Raw genomic sequence first — 16404 nt, forward strand, 5'->3', positions numbered from 1 at the left:
CGTGCCCCTCACGTACGTCGGCCAAAACTAGCAGCGCAAGTTTTGACTCTAGTACGCGTCGTCGGCCGGCGGGAGGGGTGGCAGCGGCCCGATGTGCTCCTCGTAGGTGCGCGACAGGCCGTGGATGAGCGCGTCGAGGCCCAGCGCGAAGGCGCCCTCGTCCACCCGCTGCTGGTGCTCGGCCAGCCGGTGGGCCTGGGTCAGGTGCGGGTACTGCTCCGCGTACAGCCCGGGGTCCTCGACGAACCCCCGCGCGAACGAGCCCAGCGCCGAGCCGGCCACGAAGTAGCGCATGAGCGCACCGATGTGCGTCGCCCGGGCCGGCGGCCAGCCGGCGGCGACCAGTCCGCCGTAGACCGCGTCGGCCATGGCCAGCGCCGCCGGCCGGCGCCCCGGCCCCCGGGCCAGGTACGGCACGATGTTCGGGTGCGCGGCCAGCGCCGCGCGGTAGGAGTGCCCCCACCGGCGCAGCGCCTCCCGCCAGTCGACGCTGCCGAAGAACGACACGTCCACCTGGCCGGTGACGCTGTCGGCCACCGCGTCGAGGATCTCGTCCTTGGTGGCGAAGTGGTTGTAGAGCGAGGGTCCGCGTACCCCGAGTTCGGCGGCGAGCCGGCGGGTGGAGAAGCCCTCCAGCCCTTCGGCGTCGATCAGCGCGGCGGCGGTCTCGACGATCCGCTGCCGGCTGAGCAGCGCCTGCCGCGGCCGGGGCATCCGGTCCTCCTTCGCTCGGGTGGTCCGTCGCAGACTCTGCCACAACCGGGTCTGGACGGAATTAAACTTGCACCGCTAGTTTAAGCCTCATGGATCTGGAACTGTCCGCCGAGCAGGCGGCGGTCCGCCGGCTCGCCGCGGACTTCGTCGACCGTGAGGTGACGCCGCACGCGGCCACCTGGGACCGCCGCGAGTCCGTGGACCCCGACATCGTCGGCAAGCTCGGCGACCTCGGCTTCCTCGGGCTCACCATCGGCGAGGACGACGGCGGTTCGGGCGGAGACCACCTCTCCTACTGCCTCGTGCTGGAGGAACTCGGCCGGGGCGACTCCGCCGTGCGCGGCATCGTCTCGGTCTCCCTCGGGCTGGTCGCCAAGTCCGTCGCGGCGCACGGGACCCCGGCCCAGCGGGAGCAGTGGCTGCCCCGGCTCTGCTCCGGCGCCGCCCTCGGCTGCTTCGCGCTGACCGAGCCGGACAGCGGCTCCGACGCGGCCGCGCTGACCACCCGGGCTGTCCGCGACGGCACCGACTGGCTGATCACCGGCGCGAAGATGTTCATCACCAACGGCACCACGGCCGACGTCGCGCTGGTCTTCGCCCGCACCGGCGGCCCGGGACACCGGGGCATCAGCGCCTTCCTGGTGCCCACCGACGCGCCGGGCCTGACCCGGCGGGAGATCCACGGCAAGCTGGGCCTGCGCGGGCAGGCCACCGGGGAACTGCGCTTCGACGGCGTACGGGTGCCGGAGTCGGCCCTCCTCGGCGAGGAGGGCGCCGGCTTCCGGCTAGCGCTGGCCACCCTGGCCAAGGGCCGGATGTCCGTGGCCGCCGGCTGCGTCGGCATCGCCCAGGGCTGCCTGGACGCGGCCGTGGGCTACGCCGGCCAGCGCACCCAGTTCGGCAAGCCCATCGCCGGGCACCAGCTCGTGCAGCAACTGCTCGCGGCCATCGCCGTCGACACCGACGCCGCGCGGCTGCTGGTGTGGCGGGTGGCCGACCTGATCGACCGGGGCCAGCCGTTCGCCACCGAGGCGTCGATGGCCAAGCTCTTCGCCAGCGAGGCCGCCGTCCGCGCGGCCAACAACGCGGTCCAGGTCTTCGGCGGGTACGGCTACATCGACGAGTACCCCGTCGGCAAGTACCTGCGCGACGCCCGCGTCGCCACCCTCTACGAGGGCACCAGCCAGATCCAGCAGTTGCTCATCGGACGTGCGCTCACCGGCGTCAACGCCTTCTAGAGCCAGGGAGAAACCGTGACCAGATTCGCCGACCGGGTCGCCGTCGTCACCGGCGCCGCGCAGGGCATCGGCGCGGCCACCGCGCACCGGCTGGCCGCCGAGGGCGCGGCGGTCGCCGTGGTCGACCTCGACGCCGGGCGCAGCCGGGCCGTCGCCGACGAGATCGCCGCCGCCGGTGGCCGGGCCGTCGGCATCGGCTGCGACGTGACCGACGCCGAGGCGGTCGCCGCCATGACCGAGCAGGTGGTCCAGGCGTACGGCGGGCTGCACGTGCTCGTCAACAACGCCGGGATCACCCGCGACAACCTGTTGTTCAGGATGCCGCTGCCCGAGTGGGAGGCGGTGCTGAGGACCAACCTGACGAGCATGTTCCTCTGCTGCCAGGCGGCGCAGGAGCACATGGTGGCCGCCCGCTACGGCCGGATCGTCAACCTCAGCAGCCGCTCCGCGCTGGGCAACCGGGGCCAGGTCAACTACGCGGCGGCCAAGGCCGGCGTGCAGGGCCTAACCGCCACCCTCGCCGTCGAGCTGGGCCCGTTCAACGTCACCGTCAACGCGGTCGCCCCCGGTTACGTGGCCACCGCGATGACCGCCGCCACCGCCGAGCGGGTCGGCAGCAGCCCCGAGGCCCACCAGCGGACTGTCGCCGAGCACACCCCGCTGCGCCGGGTCGCCCAGCCGGCCGAGATCGCCTCGGTCATCGCCTTCCTGGCCAGCGACGACGCCTCGTACGTGAGCGGCCAGACCCTGTACGTCAACGGCGGCGCGCGCTGAGCCGCGCACACCACCGCACCGACCCGGAGGGGACATGGACTTCGCGCTCTCGGACACCGAACGGGCCATCCGCGACACGGCCCGCGACTTCATCACCAGGGAGGTCATGCCGCTGGAGCCGGAGCTGCTGCGGCGCGAACGCGCCCACCGGCCCGGGCTGGAGCCCGACGAGCTGCGCGAGTTGCAGCTCAAGGCGCGGGCGTTCGGCTTCTGGGGGCTGGCCACCCCCGAGGAGTACGGCGGCATGGACCTGCCCGCCGTCACCCAGTCGCTGATCTGGACCGAACTCGGCCGCTCGTACGTGCCGTTCCGCTTCGGCGGCGAGGCCGACAACATCCTGTTCCGGGCCAACGACGCGCAGAGGCGGGAGTTCCTGATCCCGACGATCGAGGGGGAGCGGCGCAGCTGCTTCGCGATCACCGAGCCGGGCGCGGGGTCCGACGCGGCCAACATCAGGCTCAGCGCCCGCCGCGACGGCGGGGACTGGGTGCTCAACGGCGAGAAGACCTTCATCACCGGCGGCAACGAGGCCGACTTCGCCATCGTCATCGCGGTCACCGACCGGGAGAAGGGGGCCCGCAACGGCGGCGCCACGGCCTTCCTGGTGGACCGGGCGATGGGCTGGCGCTCGGAGTTCATCCAGACCATGGGCGAGGGCGGGCCGGCCGCGTTGGTCTTCGACGACGTACGGGTGCCGGAGCGCAACATCCTCGGCGAGCCCGGCCAGGGCTTCACCCTCGCGATGGAGTGGATCGGCAAGGGCCGCTACACCATCCCCTCGCACGCCGTCGGCATCGCCGAGCGGGCGCTGCGGATGGCCATCGACCACGCCACCACCCGGCAGACGTTCGGCCGGCCCATCGGCGACAACCAGGCGATCCAGTGGATGATCGCCGACTCCGAGACCGAGCTGGAGGCGGCCCGCTGGCTCATCCTGCGGGCGGCCTGGACGGTCGACCAGGGCATGGACCCGCGGCACGCCTCCTCGATGGCGAAGCTCTACGGCGCCGGCATGGTCAACCGGGTGGTCGACCGGGTGTTGCAGATCCACGGCGGCATGGGCTACACCCGCGAACTGCCCGTCGAGCGGTGGTACCGGCAGGTCCGGCTCTACCGGATCTTCGAGGGCACCGACGAGATGCAGCGGCTGATCATCGCGCGTGACCTGCTGCGCGGCTACACCCGACTGGGAGGGCAACTGGCATGAGGACCTTCGACTCCGTCGACGAGCTGGCCGCCGCGGTGGGGGAGACCCTCGGCCCGGGGCCGTGGCAGCGGATCGAGCAGGGGCGCGTCGACCTGTTCGCCGACGCCACCGACGACCACCAGTGGATCCACCTCGACCCGGAGCGGGCCGCCGCCGGCCCGTACGGCGGCACGATCGCGCACGGCTTCCTGACCCTGTCCCTGCTGCCGGCGCTGGTGGGCCGGCTCTACCGGGTGCGGGGCGTGCGGATGGGGGTCAACTACGGGCTGAACCGGGTGCGGTTCCCGGCCCCGGTGCGCGTCGGCACGGCGGTCCGGGCCGTCGCCACCATCGCCGAGGTGTCCCCGGTGGCCGGCGGGGTGCAGCTGGTCACCGCCGCGACCGTGGAGTGCGACGTCGGCGGCAAGCCGGTCTGCGTCGCCGAGACGGTGAGTCGGCTCTACGTGGGGCCGCCGGCCTCCTGAGCGCCGGCCGGTGCCGGCCGCGCGTGGCGGGGGCCACACCCTTCGCGCCTCGTTAGTGGGTTTCTGTCGCTTTTATCCATCGTCCGTTCGGTTGATATGGCGACGGCCGTTGGTCTAGGGTGATGGCACTGCGGTCGTCGGTTCCCGGCGTCGCCGCATCTGTGGGACAGGAAGGGCAGCATGATCACCACGACGACCGCGCCGAGCACCACCACCACCACCACCGACGCCGCCACCACGGTCTCCGGTGACGAGACCCGCGCGAGCGAGCTGACCGCCGCTCTCGCCGCCCTGCCGGAGGGGCACCCCGACCGGCCGGCGCTGCGGGCGCGGGTGATCGAGGCGTGGCTGCCGCTGGCCCACCACCTCGCCTTCCGCTACAGCGGGCGCGGCGAGCCCAACGGGGACCTGGCCCAGACCGCGGCCCTCGGGCTGATCAAGGCCGTGGACCGGTTCGACGCCTCCCGGGGCGTGGACTTCGCCGGCTTCGCCATCCCGACGATCCTCGGTGAGATCAAGCGTCACTTCCGCGACCGCACCTGGAACATCCGCGTGCCGCGCCGCCTCCAGGAGCTGCGGCTGCGCATCTCCGAGGCCAACGGCACCCTCACCCAGACGCTCAACCGCGCGCCGACGGTCGCCGACATCGCCGCCCACCTCGGCGTCACCGAGGAAGAGGTCCTGGAGGGGCTCGAAGGCGCCCGCGCCTACAACGCGGTCTCCCTGTCCACCCCGATCGGCGACGGCGACAGCGCCACCGAGCTGGGCGACACCCTGGGCGCCGAGGACGGCGAGTTCGAGCTGGCCGAGCTGCGCGTCGCCCTCGGCCCGGCCCTCGCCACCCTCGACGAGCGGGAGCAGAAGATCCTCACCCTCCGCTTCTACGGCAACCTCACCCAGAGCGAGATCGCGACGCAGGTCGGCGTCTCCCAGATGCACGTCTCCCGCCTGCTCGCCCGCGCGCTGGGCAAGCTGCGCGGCCAGCTCGAGGGCAGCCGCTGACGACATCCCCGTGGCGCGGCGGCACCGTCGCCGTCCCGCCTGGGCGTAGCGTCCTCGTCCGCCCCGCCGTACCCGGCGGGGCGGACGAGTCCGTGCTTCCCGGATCGTCGCTGCCGGTGGCCGGCCCGGTGTCGCGGCCCCCGGCCCGGACGGGTCCCCGACCTGGCCGCCGCCGTCCGACGGGCCTTCCGCCGCACCGGGTACCCGGCCGGTCCGCCCCATAACCGAGGGCGATCGGCCGGTCCCCCCGTGGCCCTGTCTTCCAGGGTGCCGTGTTGGGTGCCGCACCACCGCGTCCGTGCGGTCTCGGCGTCGCGCCCTGTGGTCGCCGGGGGCGGCGGTGCCACCATCAGACCATGGTGGATGTCGATGTATTTCGGCGTGGGGCGCAGGCCCGGGCGGCGGTGATGACGGCGCGGTTGCGCCGGTTGGTGACCTGCGAGTCGCCGCCGGGGCGGGGCCGGGAACTGGCCGCCTGCGCCGACCTGCTCGAGGCGTGGGGCGACGCCGCGCTGGGCCGGCGGGGGCGTCGTGTGGTCCTCGACGGACTGCCGCACCTGCTCTGGGCGGCCCCCGACCAGCGCGTGCTGCTGCTCGGCCACTACGACACGGTCTGGCCGGCGGGCGCCATCCGGGACTGGCCCTTCACGATCACCGGAAGCACCGCGACGGGCCCCGGGGTCTGCGACATGAAGGCCGGGATCGTGCAGATGCTCACCGCGCTGGAACTGCTGCCGGACACCTCGCGGGTGGGGCTGCTGCTCACCTGCGACGAGGAGAGCGGGTCGGCCACCTCCAGGCCGTTGATCGAGGAGCAGGCCCGGCGCTCCGGGGCGGTGCTGGTCGGCGAGCCGAGCACCGAGGGCGGCGACCTGAAGGTCGCGCGCAAGGGCGGCTCGGTCTACCGGATCACGGTGCGGGGCCGGGCGGCGCACGCCGGCGTCGAACCGCACCGGGGCGTCAACGCCGGGGTCGAACTCGCGCACCACGTCCTCGCGGTGCAGGCCTTCGCCGCGGGGGAGACGAGCGTGACCCCGACGGCCCTCACCGCCGGCACGATGACGAACGTGGTGCCCGAGTCCGCGGTCCTCTGTGTCGACGTGCGGGCCTGGACCCGCGAGGAACTGCACCGGGTGGACCGGCTGGTCCGCGAACTGACCCCCCGGCTGCCCGACGCGCGGCTGGCCGTCAGCGGCGGGATCAACCGGTACCCGCTGCCGGCTTCCGTGTCGACGCCGCTGCTGCGGATCGCGCAGTCGGTGGCGGCGGACCTCGGGCTGCCGGCCGTACGCGGCGTCGCCGCCCCGGGCGCCTCCGACGCCAACTTCACCGGCGCCCTCGGCGTACCGACCCTGGACGGGCTCGGCGGGGTGGGGGGCCTGCCGCACGCGCGTGGCGAGTACGTCGACGTCGCGCGGATGCCGGAGCGCACCGCGCTGCTGGCCGCCCTGACGGCCCGGCTCCTCGCCACGCCCGGCCCGGCCGGGGCCGCCGGGGAGCACCGACCGCTCGGCGCGGTACCCGCCGGGCAGGGCTCGTCGACGGACGGGTGAGTCGCCCACCCGCCCGCGCGGCGTCCCGCCCTCCCGCTCCACGCGGCCGGGCCTCCAACCCTTCGCGGACGGTGACGTCCTCGATGACGGGACCGGCGTCGGGGCCGAAGTTCCGCACGGTTGCGTAAACGCGCCCGGTGCCGCTGGGCGATGCTGGATCCGTCGATCACGCGGGAGGCTCTCATGGCTGGAATGACCGGTGACCTCGGACCCGACTCGCCGCCGGCGGCGGCGGGGGACATGGTGCGCGACGCGCGCACCTTCGCCGACCGGATGGCCGCCAGGCGCTCCATCCGGCACTTCTCGCCCCGGCCGGTGCCGATGGAGGTGATCGAGGAGGCGATCCGCGCGGCGGCGACCGCGCCGAGCGGCGCCAACCTGCAACCGTGGCGGTTCGTCGTGGTCACCGACGCGGCCCGCAAGCGTCGGCTGCGGGAGGCAGCCGAGGCCGAGGAGCGCGAGTTCTACGCCCGGCGCGCGTCGGTGCAGTGGCTGGAGGCGATCGCCCCGATCGGTACGGACTGGCACAAGCCCTTCCTGGAGGTGGCGCCGGTCGTGATCGTGGTGTTCGAGGTGCACCAGGGCCCCCGGACCCCGAAGCCCTACTACGTCAAGGAGTCCGTGGGCATCGCGGTCGGCGTGCTGATCACGGCGCTGCACCACGCCGGCCTGGCCACCCTGACGCACACGCCGAGCCCGATGCGCTTCCTCAACGAGGTGTGCGAACGGCCGCCGGAGGAGCGCCCGTACCTGGTCATGCCGGTCGGCTACCCGGCGCCCGACGCGACGGTGCCGGACCTGGTCCGCAAGCCGCTGCCGGAGGTCCTCATCCGGCGGTGACGGCCCGTCGTCCGGGCCGCCGGGGGCGCGACCAGATATCACCGTCGTCGTCAACAATCAATGACCCGGGCGTCACAAAGCGCCGCACGTTGGAAGATGCCGCGCTGCGCCGTGGCAACCAAGATTCTCTTCGCAACTCCTGTGACGGACCGATCGGTGATCTACCGGCCGGCGGTGCGTCCGGGTCTTCGCGGGCTTCGGGGGCCCCGCCCCCACCCCGGCCCGGGCTGACGCTCTCCGCCGCCGGTCGTGCCCGGCTCGACCAGAAAGGGTGTACATGTCCGTGGATTCGATGGAGGTCGCTGGCCTCCGGGACGCATGGGTCAGGCTTGGCGACACGGAGCTGACCTCGCGCCTGCTCGTCGGTATCGAGCAGTACACGTCGCCGTCGGTGATCCGTCAGGTGCTCGAGGCGACCGGTTCGCAGGTCTTCATCACCACCGTGGACCCCGACAACAACCGTTCGAGTCTCCTGCTGTCCGACCTGGCCGACGAGATCCCCATCGAGAAGTACCTGTGGATCGGCACGACCTCGTTCGCCCGGTCGGCCGAGAGCGCGTGGAAGACCGTACGCATCCTGCACGACGCCTACGGCATCACCGTGTTCAAGCTGGACGTCCGCGGCCGGACCAACGAGCCGGACAACCGCGCCACCGTCGAGGTCGCCGCCCAGCTGCGCGAGCAGGGCTGGGAGGTCATGCCGTTCATCCTGCCCGACCTCGCCGTCGCCAAGGAGCTGGAGGCGCTCGGCTGCGCGTCCCTGCGCGTGATGAGCGCCCCCGTGGCCTCCGGCCACGGCATCCCGAACCCCGGCCCGATCCGCCAGATCATCGACACGGTCGACATTCCGGTGGTCGTCGAGGGCGGCCTGGGCAGCGCCCGGCACGCCACTCTGGCGATGGAGCTCGGGGCGGCGGCGGTCCTGGTCAACACCGCCCTGGTGAAGGCCCGGGAGCCGATGCTGATGGCGCGGGCGATGAAGCACGCCGTGGAGGCCGGCCGGCTGTCGTACCTGGCCGGTGCCATGCCCGGCGACGAGATCCCCTACTGACCGAGGAGCCGACCATGGCCGTCGAGGTGTGCGTCCCGACCGTGTTCCGCAACTACACCAGTGGCAGCAAGTACGTGACCGCGGACGGCTCGACCGTCGCCGAGGTGCTGGCCGACCTCGAGGCCCGGCACCCGGGGCTGGGCAGCCGCGTGATGGGGGAGGACGGGCAGCTGCGCCGCTTCGTCAACCTCTACATCAACGACGTCGACGTGCGTACCAGCGGAATGCTCGACTCCCGCCTGCGCGACGGCGACTCGCTGACCATCCTGCCCGCCGTGGCGGGGGGCTGATGGCGTCCGGACCGGTCCCTGTCTTCGCCGGTGTCCTGTTCGACCTGGACGGTGTCCTGATCGACTCGACCGAGGCCATCCTGTCGCTGTGGCGGGGCCTGGCCGCCGAGCACGATCGGGCGCTGTCCGCGTCGGCGATCCGCGACGACGTGCTCGGCTGCTCCCCGGAACACTCGGTCTCGGCGCTCTTCGGCGACCTCGACCCCGACACGCGGGAGGCTATCCTGCGCCGGGTGCGGGTCGCCGAGACCGACCTCGCGTTCGTCGAGGTGCCGAACGCCCGGGAGATCCTGGCGGCGCTCGGCGGCGCCGGTGTCCGGCTCGCGCTGGTCACCGGCGCGTCCGCGCGCCGGGCCCGCCGGGTGGTGGAGCACCTGGGCGTCGCCGCGGCCTTCGACGCCATGGTCACCTGGGGCGAGACGGCGCGCGGCAAGCCGGCACCGGACTGCTACCTGCTCGCGGCGCGCCGGCTCGGGCTGGCGCCGGCGGACTGCCTGGTCGTCGAGGACGCGCCCAGCGGCGTACGCGCGGCCTCGTCCGCCGGGGCGGTGACCGTCGGCGTCGGCGACCCGCCGGCCCTGCGGGCCGCCGGGGCTACCTGGACCGCGCCGGACCTCACCGCGCTGGGCGTGGCCAGGGGCGCCGGCACGGTCGAGCTGCGCCTCGCCGGTGCCCCGATCGCCGGCCTGTCCACGGCCGCGGGGCCGGCCACGCTGTCGGGGACGCCGGCGTGAGCGCCGGCCGCCCGCTGCGGGTCTTCTTCGCCACCTCCGAGGTGGCGCCCCTGGTCAAGGTCGGTGGCCTCGGGGACGTCGCCCGGGCCCTGCCCCGGGCGCTGGCCGGCCGGGGGCATGACGTCCGGCTGTTCCTGCCCGGCTACGCGGGGCTGCCGGACGGCCGCCGGGTCGGCACGGTGGCGGTCGCGGCGGGCTCGGCGCGCGCCGAGTTCACCGTCGACGACCTGGGCGACCACGACGGCGTCCGGTACCTCACCCTGCGGACGCCGCAGCATCCCGACTGGCAGCGTCCCGAGGGGTACGTGGAGAAGCACCTGTCGTCCTTCGTGCTGTTCTCCCGGGCGGTCGCCGAGCTGGCCGTCCGGTCGGCCAGCCCGCCCGACGCGGTGCACTGCAACGACTGGCACGTCGGGCACGTCCCGGCGTACCTGCGCACCCTCGACGCGGCGCCGCGGACCGTGATGACCATCCACAACCTCGCCTACCAGGGGTTGTTCCCGCACGACAAGGCCGACGAGCTGGACCTGACCCGCTACGGCACGGGCAACCTGCTGGCTCAGGGCATCCGGTACGCCGACGCGGTGACCACCGTCAGCGCCCGCTACCGGGACGAGACGCTCGCCCCCGCGCACGGGGTCGGGCTGCAGGGGCTGCTGCGCGCCCGGGGCGAGGACTACCACGGGATCCGCAACGGGGTCGACTACGACGACTTCGACCCCGCCACCGACCCGCACCTGCCGGCCCGCTTCGACGTGCACGACCTCGCGGGCAAGGCGGTGGCGAAGCGCGCGCTCCAGCAGCGCAGCGGCCTGGCGACGGATCCGGACGTGCCGCTGTTCGCCTTCGTCGGCCGGTTGGTCGACCAGAAGGGCGTCGACCTGCTGCTGGAGGGCATCGACGAGATCGCCGCCCTCGGCCTGCAACTCGTCGTCGTCGGCGTCGGCGCCGAGTACGAGCGGTCGTTCCGCCGCGCCGCCCGCTACCACCCGCACGTCGCCTACCACCCGGACAGCGGCGAGGCGATCGCCCGGCTGGCGTACGCCGGCTCGGACGCCTTCCTGGCCCCCTCCCGGTTCGAGCCGTGCGGGCTGGCGCCGCTGATCGCGCTGCGCTACGGGTCGGTGCCCGTGGTGCGACGGGTCGGCGGCATGGCGGAGACGGTCGCCGCGACGGGGCTGGGCTTCTCGTTCGACGGCTACCGCGCGCCCGACCTGGTCGACCTGCTCGCGGACGTGGTCGCGCGCTGGGCCGACCGGCAGACGTGGGCGCGGTTGCGGGAGCGCGGCATGCGGGCCCGGTTCTCGTGGGACGAGGCCGCCGAGCGGTACGAGCAGTTGTACGTGCGCGTGCCGGCCCCCGCCGGCGCCCCGGCGCACGGGACAGGACGGGAGGACGACTCGGGTGCCGGTCAACCGACGTAGCGGGATCCTGCTGCATCCCAGCTCACTACCGGGCCGGTTCGGGGTGGGTGAGTTCGGGCCGGCCGCGATCGAGTGGCTGGACTTCCTCGCGGCCGCCGAGCAGAGCGTGTGGCAGATGCTGCCGCTCAACCCCGTCGGCGCGGACGGCTGCCCGTACCAGGCCAGCTCCACACTGGCCGGCAGCCCGCTCTACGTCAGCGTCGAGCGGCTGCGCGACGAGGGCCTGCTCACCGCCGCCGACCTGGCGGCCGTGCCGGCGCTGCCGCCGGACACCGTGGACTACCCGGCGGCGGGCGCCGTCAAGGCCGACCTGCTGGCCCGGGCGTACGCGGCGTTCACGCCGACCGCCGGCAGCGAGGCGTTCGCCCGGGAACAGGCGTGGTGGCTGGACGACTACGCCCGCTACATGACCCTGCGGGAGCGGCACGGCGGGCCGTGGACGAGCTGGCCGGCGCCGTTGGCCCGGCGGGACCCGGACGCGCTGGCCCGGCTCGACGACACCGAGCGGGACCGCCTCGACTACTACCGTTTCGAGCAGTACCTCTTCGCCTCGCACTTCACCGCCGTCCGCGACCACGCCCGCCGGCTCGGCATCGAGCTGATCGGCGACGTGGCCATGTTCGCCGGCACGGACAGCTGCGAGACGTGGGCGGCTCCGGAGCTGTTCCAGCTCGACGCGGCGGGTCGTCCGACCGCCGTGGCCGGGTTCCCGCCCGACGAGTTCAGCACCGACGGCCAGGTCTGGGGCAACGCGCTGTACCGCTGGGAGCTGATGGCGGAGGACCAGTACGCCTGGTGGGTCGACCGGATCCGCCGGATGACCCAGCTGTACGACATGATCCGGCTCGACCACTTCCGGGGCTTCCTGCGCTACTGGGCCGTGCCGGAGGGCCGGCCGGCGAGTGCGGGGCAGTGGCGCGACGGGCCGGGCCCGTCGCTGTTCCAGGCCGTCCGCAAGGAGCTCGGCGAGGTGGTGATGCTGGCCGAGGACCTGGGACCGGCCTCGGCCGAGGTGCAGCAGCTGCGCATCGACGCGGGCATCCCGGGCATGCGGCTGCTCCAGTTCGCCTTCGCCGGCGACGAGAACCAGCATCTGCCGCACCACTACCCGACCGACTGCGTGGCGTACACCGGGACGCACGACAACGACACCACACTGGGCTGGTGGGAGGAGTCGAGCGCCGACCAGCGGCTGCGGGTGGAGCGCTACCTCGGGGGCGTGCCGGACGGCATCTGCTGGTCGATGGCGCGGGCGGTCTTCGCGTCGGTGGCCGAGCTCGCCGTCCTGCCGTTGCAGGACGTGCTGGAGCTGGGCCCCACGGCCCGGATGAACGTGCCGGGGCAGGCCGAGGGGAGCTGGCGGTGGCGGTTCCGGATGGAGGCGCTGACCCCGGGCCTGGAGTTCCGGCTGCGCCGGCTGACCGAGACGTACGGCCGGGACCGGCGGGCGTCCACCCGACGGGCCAGGGGGTTCACCGGCTGATGGCGGCACCGACCTCCACGTACCGTCTCCAGTTCGGTCCCCATCTCGGCCTCTCCGACGCCGTCGCGCTGACCGACTACCTGGCCGACCTCGGTGTCGGCGCGCTCTACGCCTCCCCGCTGCTCGCGGCGGCGCCGGGCTCGACGCACGGCTACGACCTGGTGGACCCCACACGTGCCGACCCGGGCCGGGGCGGCGAGCGGGCCCGGCTCGCGCTCGCCGGCCGGCTCGCCGAGGCCGGGCTCGGCTTCGTGGTCGACGTGGTCTGCAACCACATGGGCGTCGCCGACGCGGCGGCCAACCCCTGGTGGTGGGACGTGCTGCGGCACGGGCCCGAGTCCCGCTTCACCCGGTTCTTCGACGTCGACTGGTCGGCGGGGCCGCTGTTGCTGCCCGTGCTGGGCGACGACGGCGACGGCGGCGCGGCGGCCGAGGGGGAACTGAAACTCGCCGACGACTCGCTGGTCTACCACGAGCACCGGTTCCCGCTCGCGCCCGGCACCGGGCACGGCACGGTGACGCAGGTGCACGGCCGGCAGCACTACCGGCTGGTGTCCTGGCGCCGGGGGGCGGCCGACCTGACGTACCGCCGGTTCTTCAACATCGACACCCTGGCCTGCCTGCGCACGGAGGATCCGGAGGTGTTCGAGGCGCTGCACGCCGAGACGCTGCGCTGGGTGCGGGAGGGGCAGGTCACCGGGCTGCGGATCGACCATCCGGACGGCCTGGCGGATCCCTCGGGCTACCTACGGCGGCTGCGCGCGGCGGCGCCCGGGGCGTGGATCGTCGTGGAGAAGGTGCTGGGCGCCGGCGAGGAGTTGCCGGCGGGCTGGCCGGTGGACGGCACCACGGGCTACGACGCCCTGGCCGAGATCTCCGGCGTCTTCGTCGCCCCGAGCGGCCGGCAGCGGCTCACCGAGGCGGCCGGCCTGACCGGCACCGCGCTGGCCGATGTCGTACGCGAGGCGCGCGAGCAGGTCGTCGCGACGATGCTGGTCGCCGAGGCGCGACGGGTGGAGGCGCTCGTCGCGGCGCTGCTGCCCCGCTGCCCGGCCGCCGACCGCGCGGACGCCGTGCGGGCCCTGCTGGTGGAGTTCCCCGTCTACCGGTCCTATCTCCCGCAGCACCGCTGGGCGCTGGACGAGGCGGTCGAGCGGGCCGCCCGGCGCCGGCCGGGGCTGCGCGAAGTCCTCACCGCCGTGCGGGACGAGATGGTCGCCCGGCCGACCGGCCCGCTCGCGGTGCGGGTGCAGCAGGCGACCGGCCCGGTGATGGCCAAGGGCGTCGAGGACACCGCGATCTACCGGCACAACAGCCTGGTCGCGGTCAACGAGGTGGGCGTCGACCCGGGCCGCTTCGGGGTGTCGCCCGGTGAGCTGCACGCGGCGAACGCGGCGAGGGAGGCCGGCTGGCCCGCCACCATGACCACCCTGTCCACCCACGACACCAAGCGGTCGGAGGACGTACGGGCCCGCCTGGCGGTGCTCAGCGAGCTGCCGGAGGCGTACGCCGAGCGCTTCCGCCGCTGGTCGGCCCGGCAGCCGTTGGGCGACCCCCTGCTCGAACCGCTGGCGTGGCAGACCCTGCTCGGCGCCTGGCCGATCGGCCCCGAGCGGCTCTCCGCGTACCTGCTCAAGGTCGCCCGCGAGACGCGGATCCGCACGAACTGGCACGATCCCGACCCCGACTACGAGCACGGCGTCACGAGCTGGCCCGCCCGGGTGTTCGCCGACGAGTCCCTCACGGCGGAGGTCCGTGCCTTCGTCGACCGGATCGCCGCGCCCGGTTGGTCGAACTCGCTGGGCCAGAAGCTGCTCCAGCTCGCCGGTCCCGGGGTGCCCGACGTCTACCAGGGCACCGAGCTGTGGGACTACTCGCTGGTCGACCCGGACAACCGCCGGCCGGTGGACTTCGCGGCCCGCCGGCGGCTGCTCGCGGAGATCGACGCGGGACGGACGCCGCCGGTCGACGCCACGGGGGCGGCCAAGCTGCTGGTCACCTCCCGGGTGCTGCGGCTGCGCCGGGACCGTCCGGGGCTGTTCCGCGGTTACCGACCGGCCCGTGCGGAGGGCGGCGCGGCGGAGCACCTGGTCGGCTTCTCGCGCGGCGGTGACTGCGGCGTCGTGGCGCTGGCCACCCGGCTGCCCGTACGGCTCGCCGAGCGGGGCGGTTGGGCCGACACCGTGGTACCCCTGCCCGGTGACGCCGACGGCTGGGTGGACGTGCTCACCGGCGCCCCGGTCCGTTCGTCGGCACCCCGTGTCGAGGACCTGTTCGGCCGCCTGCCGGTGGCACTGCTCGTCAAGAAAAGAGGATCATGAGCGTCGACGTGGAAACCACCGGCCGGCGACGGTCGATGGCGGCCCTGCTCGGTGGGGTGGCCGCCACCAACACCTCCATGGTGGGGGCCAGCACGGCGTCCACGCTGATCGGCGCGGAGCGGCTGACCGAGACCTGGAGCGGCGTGCCGAACGCGGCCGGCGTGCTGGGCACGGCGGCCGGCACGCTCTGGCTGGCCGCGTTGATGGCGCGTCGGGGCACCCGTTCCGCGCTGTCGCTGGGCTACCTGGTCGCGATCGTGGGCGCGGCGGTGTCCGGCGCCGCGGTGGCCTCCGGGCAGGTGTTGCTGCTGATCTTCGGCATGGTGCTGCTCGGGGTGGGCAACGGCGGGGCGCAGCTGTCGCGGTACTGCGCGGCGGACCTGTACCCGCCCCGCCGGCAGGGGCTGGCCGTCGGGGTCATCGTCTGGGCGGGCACCGTCGGGGCGGTCTTCGGGCCCAACCTGATGGATCCGAGCGCGAACGCCGCCAGCCGGCTGGGCCTGCCGGACCTGGCCGGGCCGTTCCTCGTGGCCCTGCTGGCGGCCGGCATCTGCGTGCTCGCCTCCGCCGCCATGCCCCGGTCGCGGACCGCGGCCCGGCGCGGCGCCTCCGATCCGACCCCGGCGCAGGTGTGGCGGCACCCGGTGGTGTCCGTCGCGCTGGTGTCCATGATCGCCGGGCAGTTGGCCATGGTCGCCCTGATGACCATGACGCCGCTGCACATGAGCAGCAACCACCACGGCCTCACGGCGGTGGGCGTGGTGCTCAGCGGCCACATGATCGGCATGTTCGCGCTGGCGCCGCTCTCCGGCTATCTGTCGGACCGCTTCGGCGGCCGGGCCGCGGTCCTGATGGGCATCGGCCTGCTGGTCACCTCCGTCGTGGTGGCGTCCTGGCCGGCGGCCCACAGCAGCGGCCTCACCCGCCTGGTGGTCTCGCTCTTCCTGCTCGGTTGGGGCTGGAACCTCACCTTCGTCGGCGGTAGCGCCCTGCTCACCCAGGCGCTGACCCCGGCCGCGCGGCGGGCGGTGCAGGGCCGGGTGGACGCCCTCGTGTGGGCCGCCTCGGCCGTGGCCAGCGTGGTGGCCGGGGTGGTGCTGGCGACCACCAACTACGTGGTGCTGTCGGTCGCCGCCGGGGTCGTCTCCCTGATCCCGGTGCCGATGCTGCGCCGCCGGCCGCCGGCCGAGGAGCCGGCGACCGCCGCCGAGCACGCCGACGCGGTGCGCTGACCGGGCGCGACGCGGCACGCGCGAAGGTGCGGCCGTCGGGCGCGGCGGACGATGCTGGGTGCGGCGCGGGCCTCGTA

The 16404-nt window shown here is 74.1% G+C and carries 15 protein-coding genes; 14 read left to right on the top strand and 1 reads right to left on the bottom strand.

The genetic code is table 11. The annotated features are described in order from the left end of the window. Nucleotides 1–48 precede the first annotated feature (48 nt). Nucleotides 49–714 (bottom strand): TetR/AcrR family transcriptional regulator, encoded by a 666-nt coding sequence (locus ACFHW0_RS17360; RefSeq protein WP_121401384.1) that lies wholly within the window; start codon nt 712–714, stop codon nt 49–51. 89 nt (nt 715–803) lie between these two features. On the opposite strand from ACFHW0_RS17360, the gene ACFHW0_RS17365 reads away from it, so the two are divergent. From ACFHW0_RS17365 to ACFHW0_RS17430, 14 genes are all read left to right on the top strand, one after another. Beyond that, nucleotides 804–1952 (top strand): acyl-CoA dehydrogenase family protein, encoded by a 1149-nt coding sequence (locus ACFHW0_RS17365; RefSeq protein WP_121401385.1) that lies wholly within the window; start codon nt 804–806, stop codon nt 1950–1952. A 15-nt stretch (nt 1953–1967) separates the two neighbouring features. Continuing rightward, a complete protein-coding gene (gene fabG, locus ACFHW0_RS17370) occupies nt 1968–2726 on the top strand; it encodes a 3-oxoacyl-ACP reductase FabG (protein ID WP_416608867.1) in 759 nt (252 codons plus the stop codon). 34 nt (nt 2727–2760) lie between these two features. Further along, the gene (locus tag ACFHW0_RS17375; RefSeq protein ID WP_416608869.1) at nt 2761–3933 is read left to right on the top strand and encodes an acyl-CoA dehydrogenase family protein; all 1173 of its coding nucleotides are present in this window, start codon (nt 2761–2763) and stop codon (nt 3931–3933) included. Next, the gene (locus ACFHW0_RS17380; protein WP_416608871.1) at nt 3930–4397 is read left to right on the top strand and encodes a MaoC family dehydratase; all 468 of its coding nucleotides are present in this window, start codon (nt 3930–3932) and stop codon (nt 4395–4397) included. The genes ACFHW0_RS17375 and ACFHW0_RS17380 overlap by 4 nt, the downstream gene beginning before the upstream one ends. A 180-nt stretch (nt 4398–4577) precedes the next feature. Then, on the top strand, nt 4578–5399 hold the full coding sequence (locus ACFHW0_RS17385; protein WP_416608872.1) for a SigB/SigF/SigG family RNA polymerase sigma factor: 822 nt from the start codon (nt 4578–4580) through the stop codon (nt 5397–5399). A 356-nt stretch (nt 5400–5755) separates the two neighbouring features. Further along, nucleotides 5756–6952 (top strand): M20/M25/M40 family metallo-hydrolase, encoded by a 1197-nt coding sequence (locus tag ACFHW0_RS17390; protein ID WP_416608874.1) that lies wholly within the window; start codon nt 5756–5758, stop codon nt 6950–6952. A gap of 240 nt (nt 6953–7192) precedes the next feature. Then, nucleotides 7193–7792 carry a nitroreductase family protein gene (locus tag ACFHW0_RS17395; protein ID WP_416608955.1) on the top strand — a complete coding sequence of 200 codons (600 nt, stop codon included), beginning with the start codon at nt 7193–7195 and terminating at the stop codon, nt 7790–7792. A gap of 277 nt (nt 7793–8069) precedes the next feature. Beyond that, entirely contained in the window at nt 8070–8843 is a 774-nt protein-coding gene (locus tag ACFHW0_RS17400; RefSeq protein WP_416608875.1) for a thiamine biosynthesis protein ThiG, read from the top strand. A gap of 14 nt (nt 8844–8857) precedes the next feature. Next, nucleotides 8858–9133 carry a MoaD/ThiS family protein gene (locus ACFHW0_RS17405; RefSeq protein ID WP_416608876.1) on the top strand — a complete coding sequence of 92 codons (276 nt, stop codon included), beginning with the start codon at nt 8858–8860 and terminating at the stop codon, nt 9131–9133. After that, nucleotides 9133–9867, top strand: a complete 735-nt coding sequence (locus tag ACFHW0_RS17410) for an HAD family hydrolase (protein WP_416608878.1) — start codon at nt 9133–9135, stop codon at nt 9865–9867. The genes ACFHW0_RS17405 and ACFHW0_RS17410 overlap by 1 nt, the downstream gene beginning before the upstream one ends. Next, nucleotides 9864–11291: a glycogen synthase gene (locus tag ACFHW0_RS17415; protein ID WP_416608880.1), complete on the top strand. Its 1428-nt coding sequence runs from the start codon at nt 9864–9866 to the stop codon at nt 11289–11291. The genes ACFHW0_RS17410 and ACFHW0_RS17415 overlap by 4 nt, the downstream gene beginning before the upstream one ends. Next, entirely contained in the window at nt 11272–12774 is a 1503-nt protein-coding gene (malQ, locus tag ACFHW0_RS17420) for a 4-alpha-glucanotransferase (RefSeq protein ID WP_416608882.1), read from the top strand. The genes ACFHW0_RS17415 and malQ overlap by 20 nt, the downstream gene beginning before the upstream one ends. After that, complete coding sequence (treY, locus tag ACFHW0_RS17425; RefSeq protein WP_416608884.1) at nt 12774–15095, top strand: malto-oligosyltrehalose synthase; 2322 nt, start codon at nt 12774–12776, stop codon at nt 15093–15095. The genes malQ and treY overlap by 1 nt, the downstream gene beginning before the upstream one ends. Then, complete coding sequence (locus ACFHW0_RS17430) at nt 15092–16327, top strand: MFS transporter (protein WP_416608886.1); 1236 nt, start codon at nt 15092–15094, stop codon at nt 16325–16327. Before treY ends, ACFHW0_RS17430 begins: the two co-directional genes overlap by 4 nt. Nucleotides 16328–16404: the final 77 nt, after the last annotated feature.

Origin of the sequence: Micromonospora sp. LOL_025, assembly GCF_048060285.1 — a bacterium.
GTDB lineage: Bacteria > Actinomycetota > Actinomycetes > Mycobacteriales > Micromonosporaceae > Micromonospora.

Coding starts and splice junctions, on each gene's coding strand:
- ACFHW0_RS17405 (WP_416608876.1), top strand. CDS start 8,858: ATGGCCGTCGAGGTGTGCGTCCCGACCGTGTTCCGCAACTACACCAGT.
- ACFHW0_RS17395 (WP_416608955.1), top strand. CDS start 7,193: ATGGTGCGCGACGCGCGCACCTTCGCCGACCGGATGGCCGCCAGGCGC.
- ACFHW0_RS17365 (WP_121401385.1), top strand. CDS start 804: ATGGATCTGGAACTGTCCGCCGAGCAGGCGGCGGTCCGCCGGCTCGCC.
- ACFHW0_RS17380 (WP_416608871.1), top strand. CDS start 3,930: ATGAGGACCTTCGACTCCGTCGACGAGCTGGCCGCCGCGGTGGGGGAG.
- ACFHW0_RS17385 (WP_416608872.1), top strand. CDS start 4,578: ATGATCACCACGACGACCGCGCCGAGCACCACCACCACCACCACCGAC.
- ACFHW0_RS17410 (WP_416608878.1), top strand. CDS start 9,133: ATGGCGTCCGGACCGGTCCCTGTCTTCGCCGGTGTCCTGTTCGACCTG.
- ACFHW0_RS17430 (WP_416608886.1), top strand. CDS start 15,092: ATGAGCGTCGACGTGGAAACCACCGGCCGGCGACGGTCGATGGCGGCC.
- ACFHW0_RS17360 (WP_121401384.1), bottom strand. CDS start 714: ATGCCCCGGCCGCGGCAGGCGCTGCTCAGCCGGCAGCGGATCGTCGAG.
- treY (WP_416608884.1), top strand. CDS start 12,774: ATGGCGGCACCGACCTCCACGTACCGTCTCCAGTTCGGTCCCCATCTC.
- ACFHW0_RS17375 (WP_416608869.1), top strand. CDS start 2,761: ATGGACTTCGCGCTCTCGGACACCGAACGGGCCATCCGCGACACGGCC.
- ACFHW0_RS17390 (WP_416608874.1), top strand. CDS start 5,756: ATGGTGGATGTCGATGTATTTCGGCGTGGGGCGCAGGCCCGGGCGGCG.
- ACFHW0_RS17400 (WP_416608875.1), top strand. CDS start 8,070: ATGTCCGTGGATTCGATGGAGGTCGCTGGCCTCCGGGACGCATGGGTC.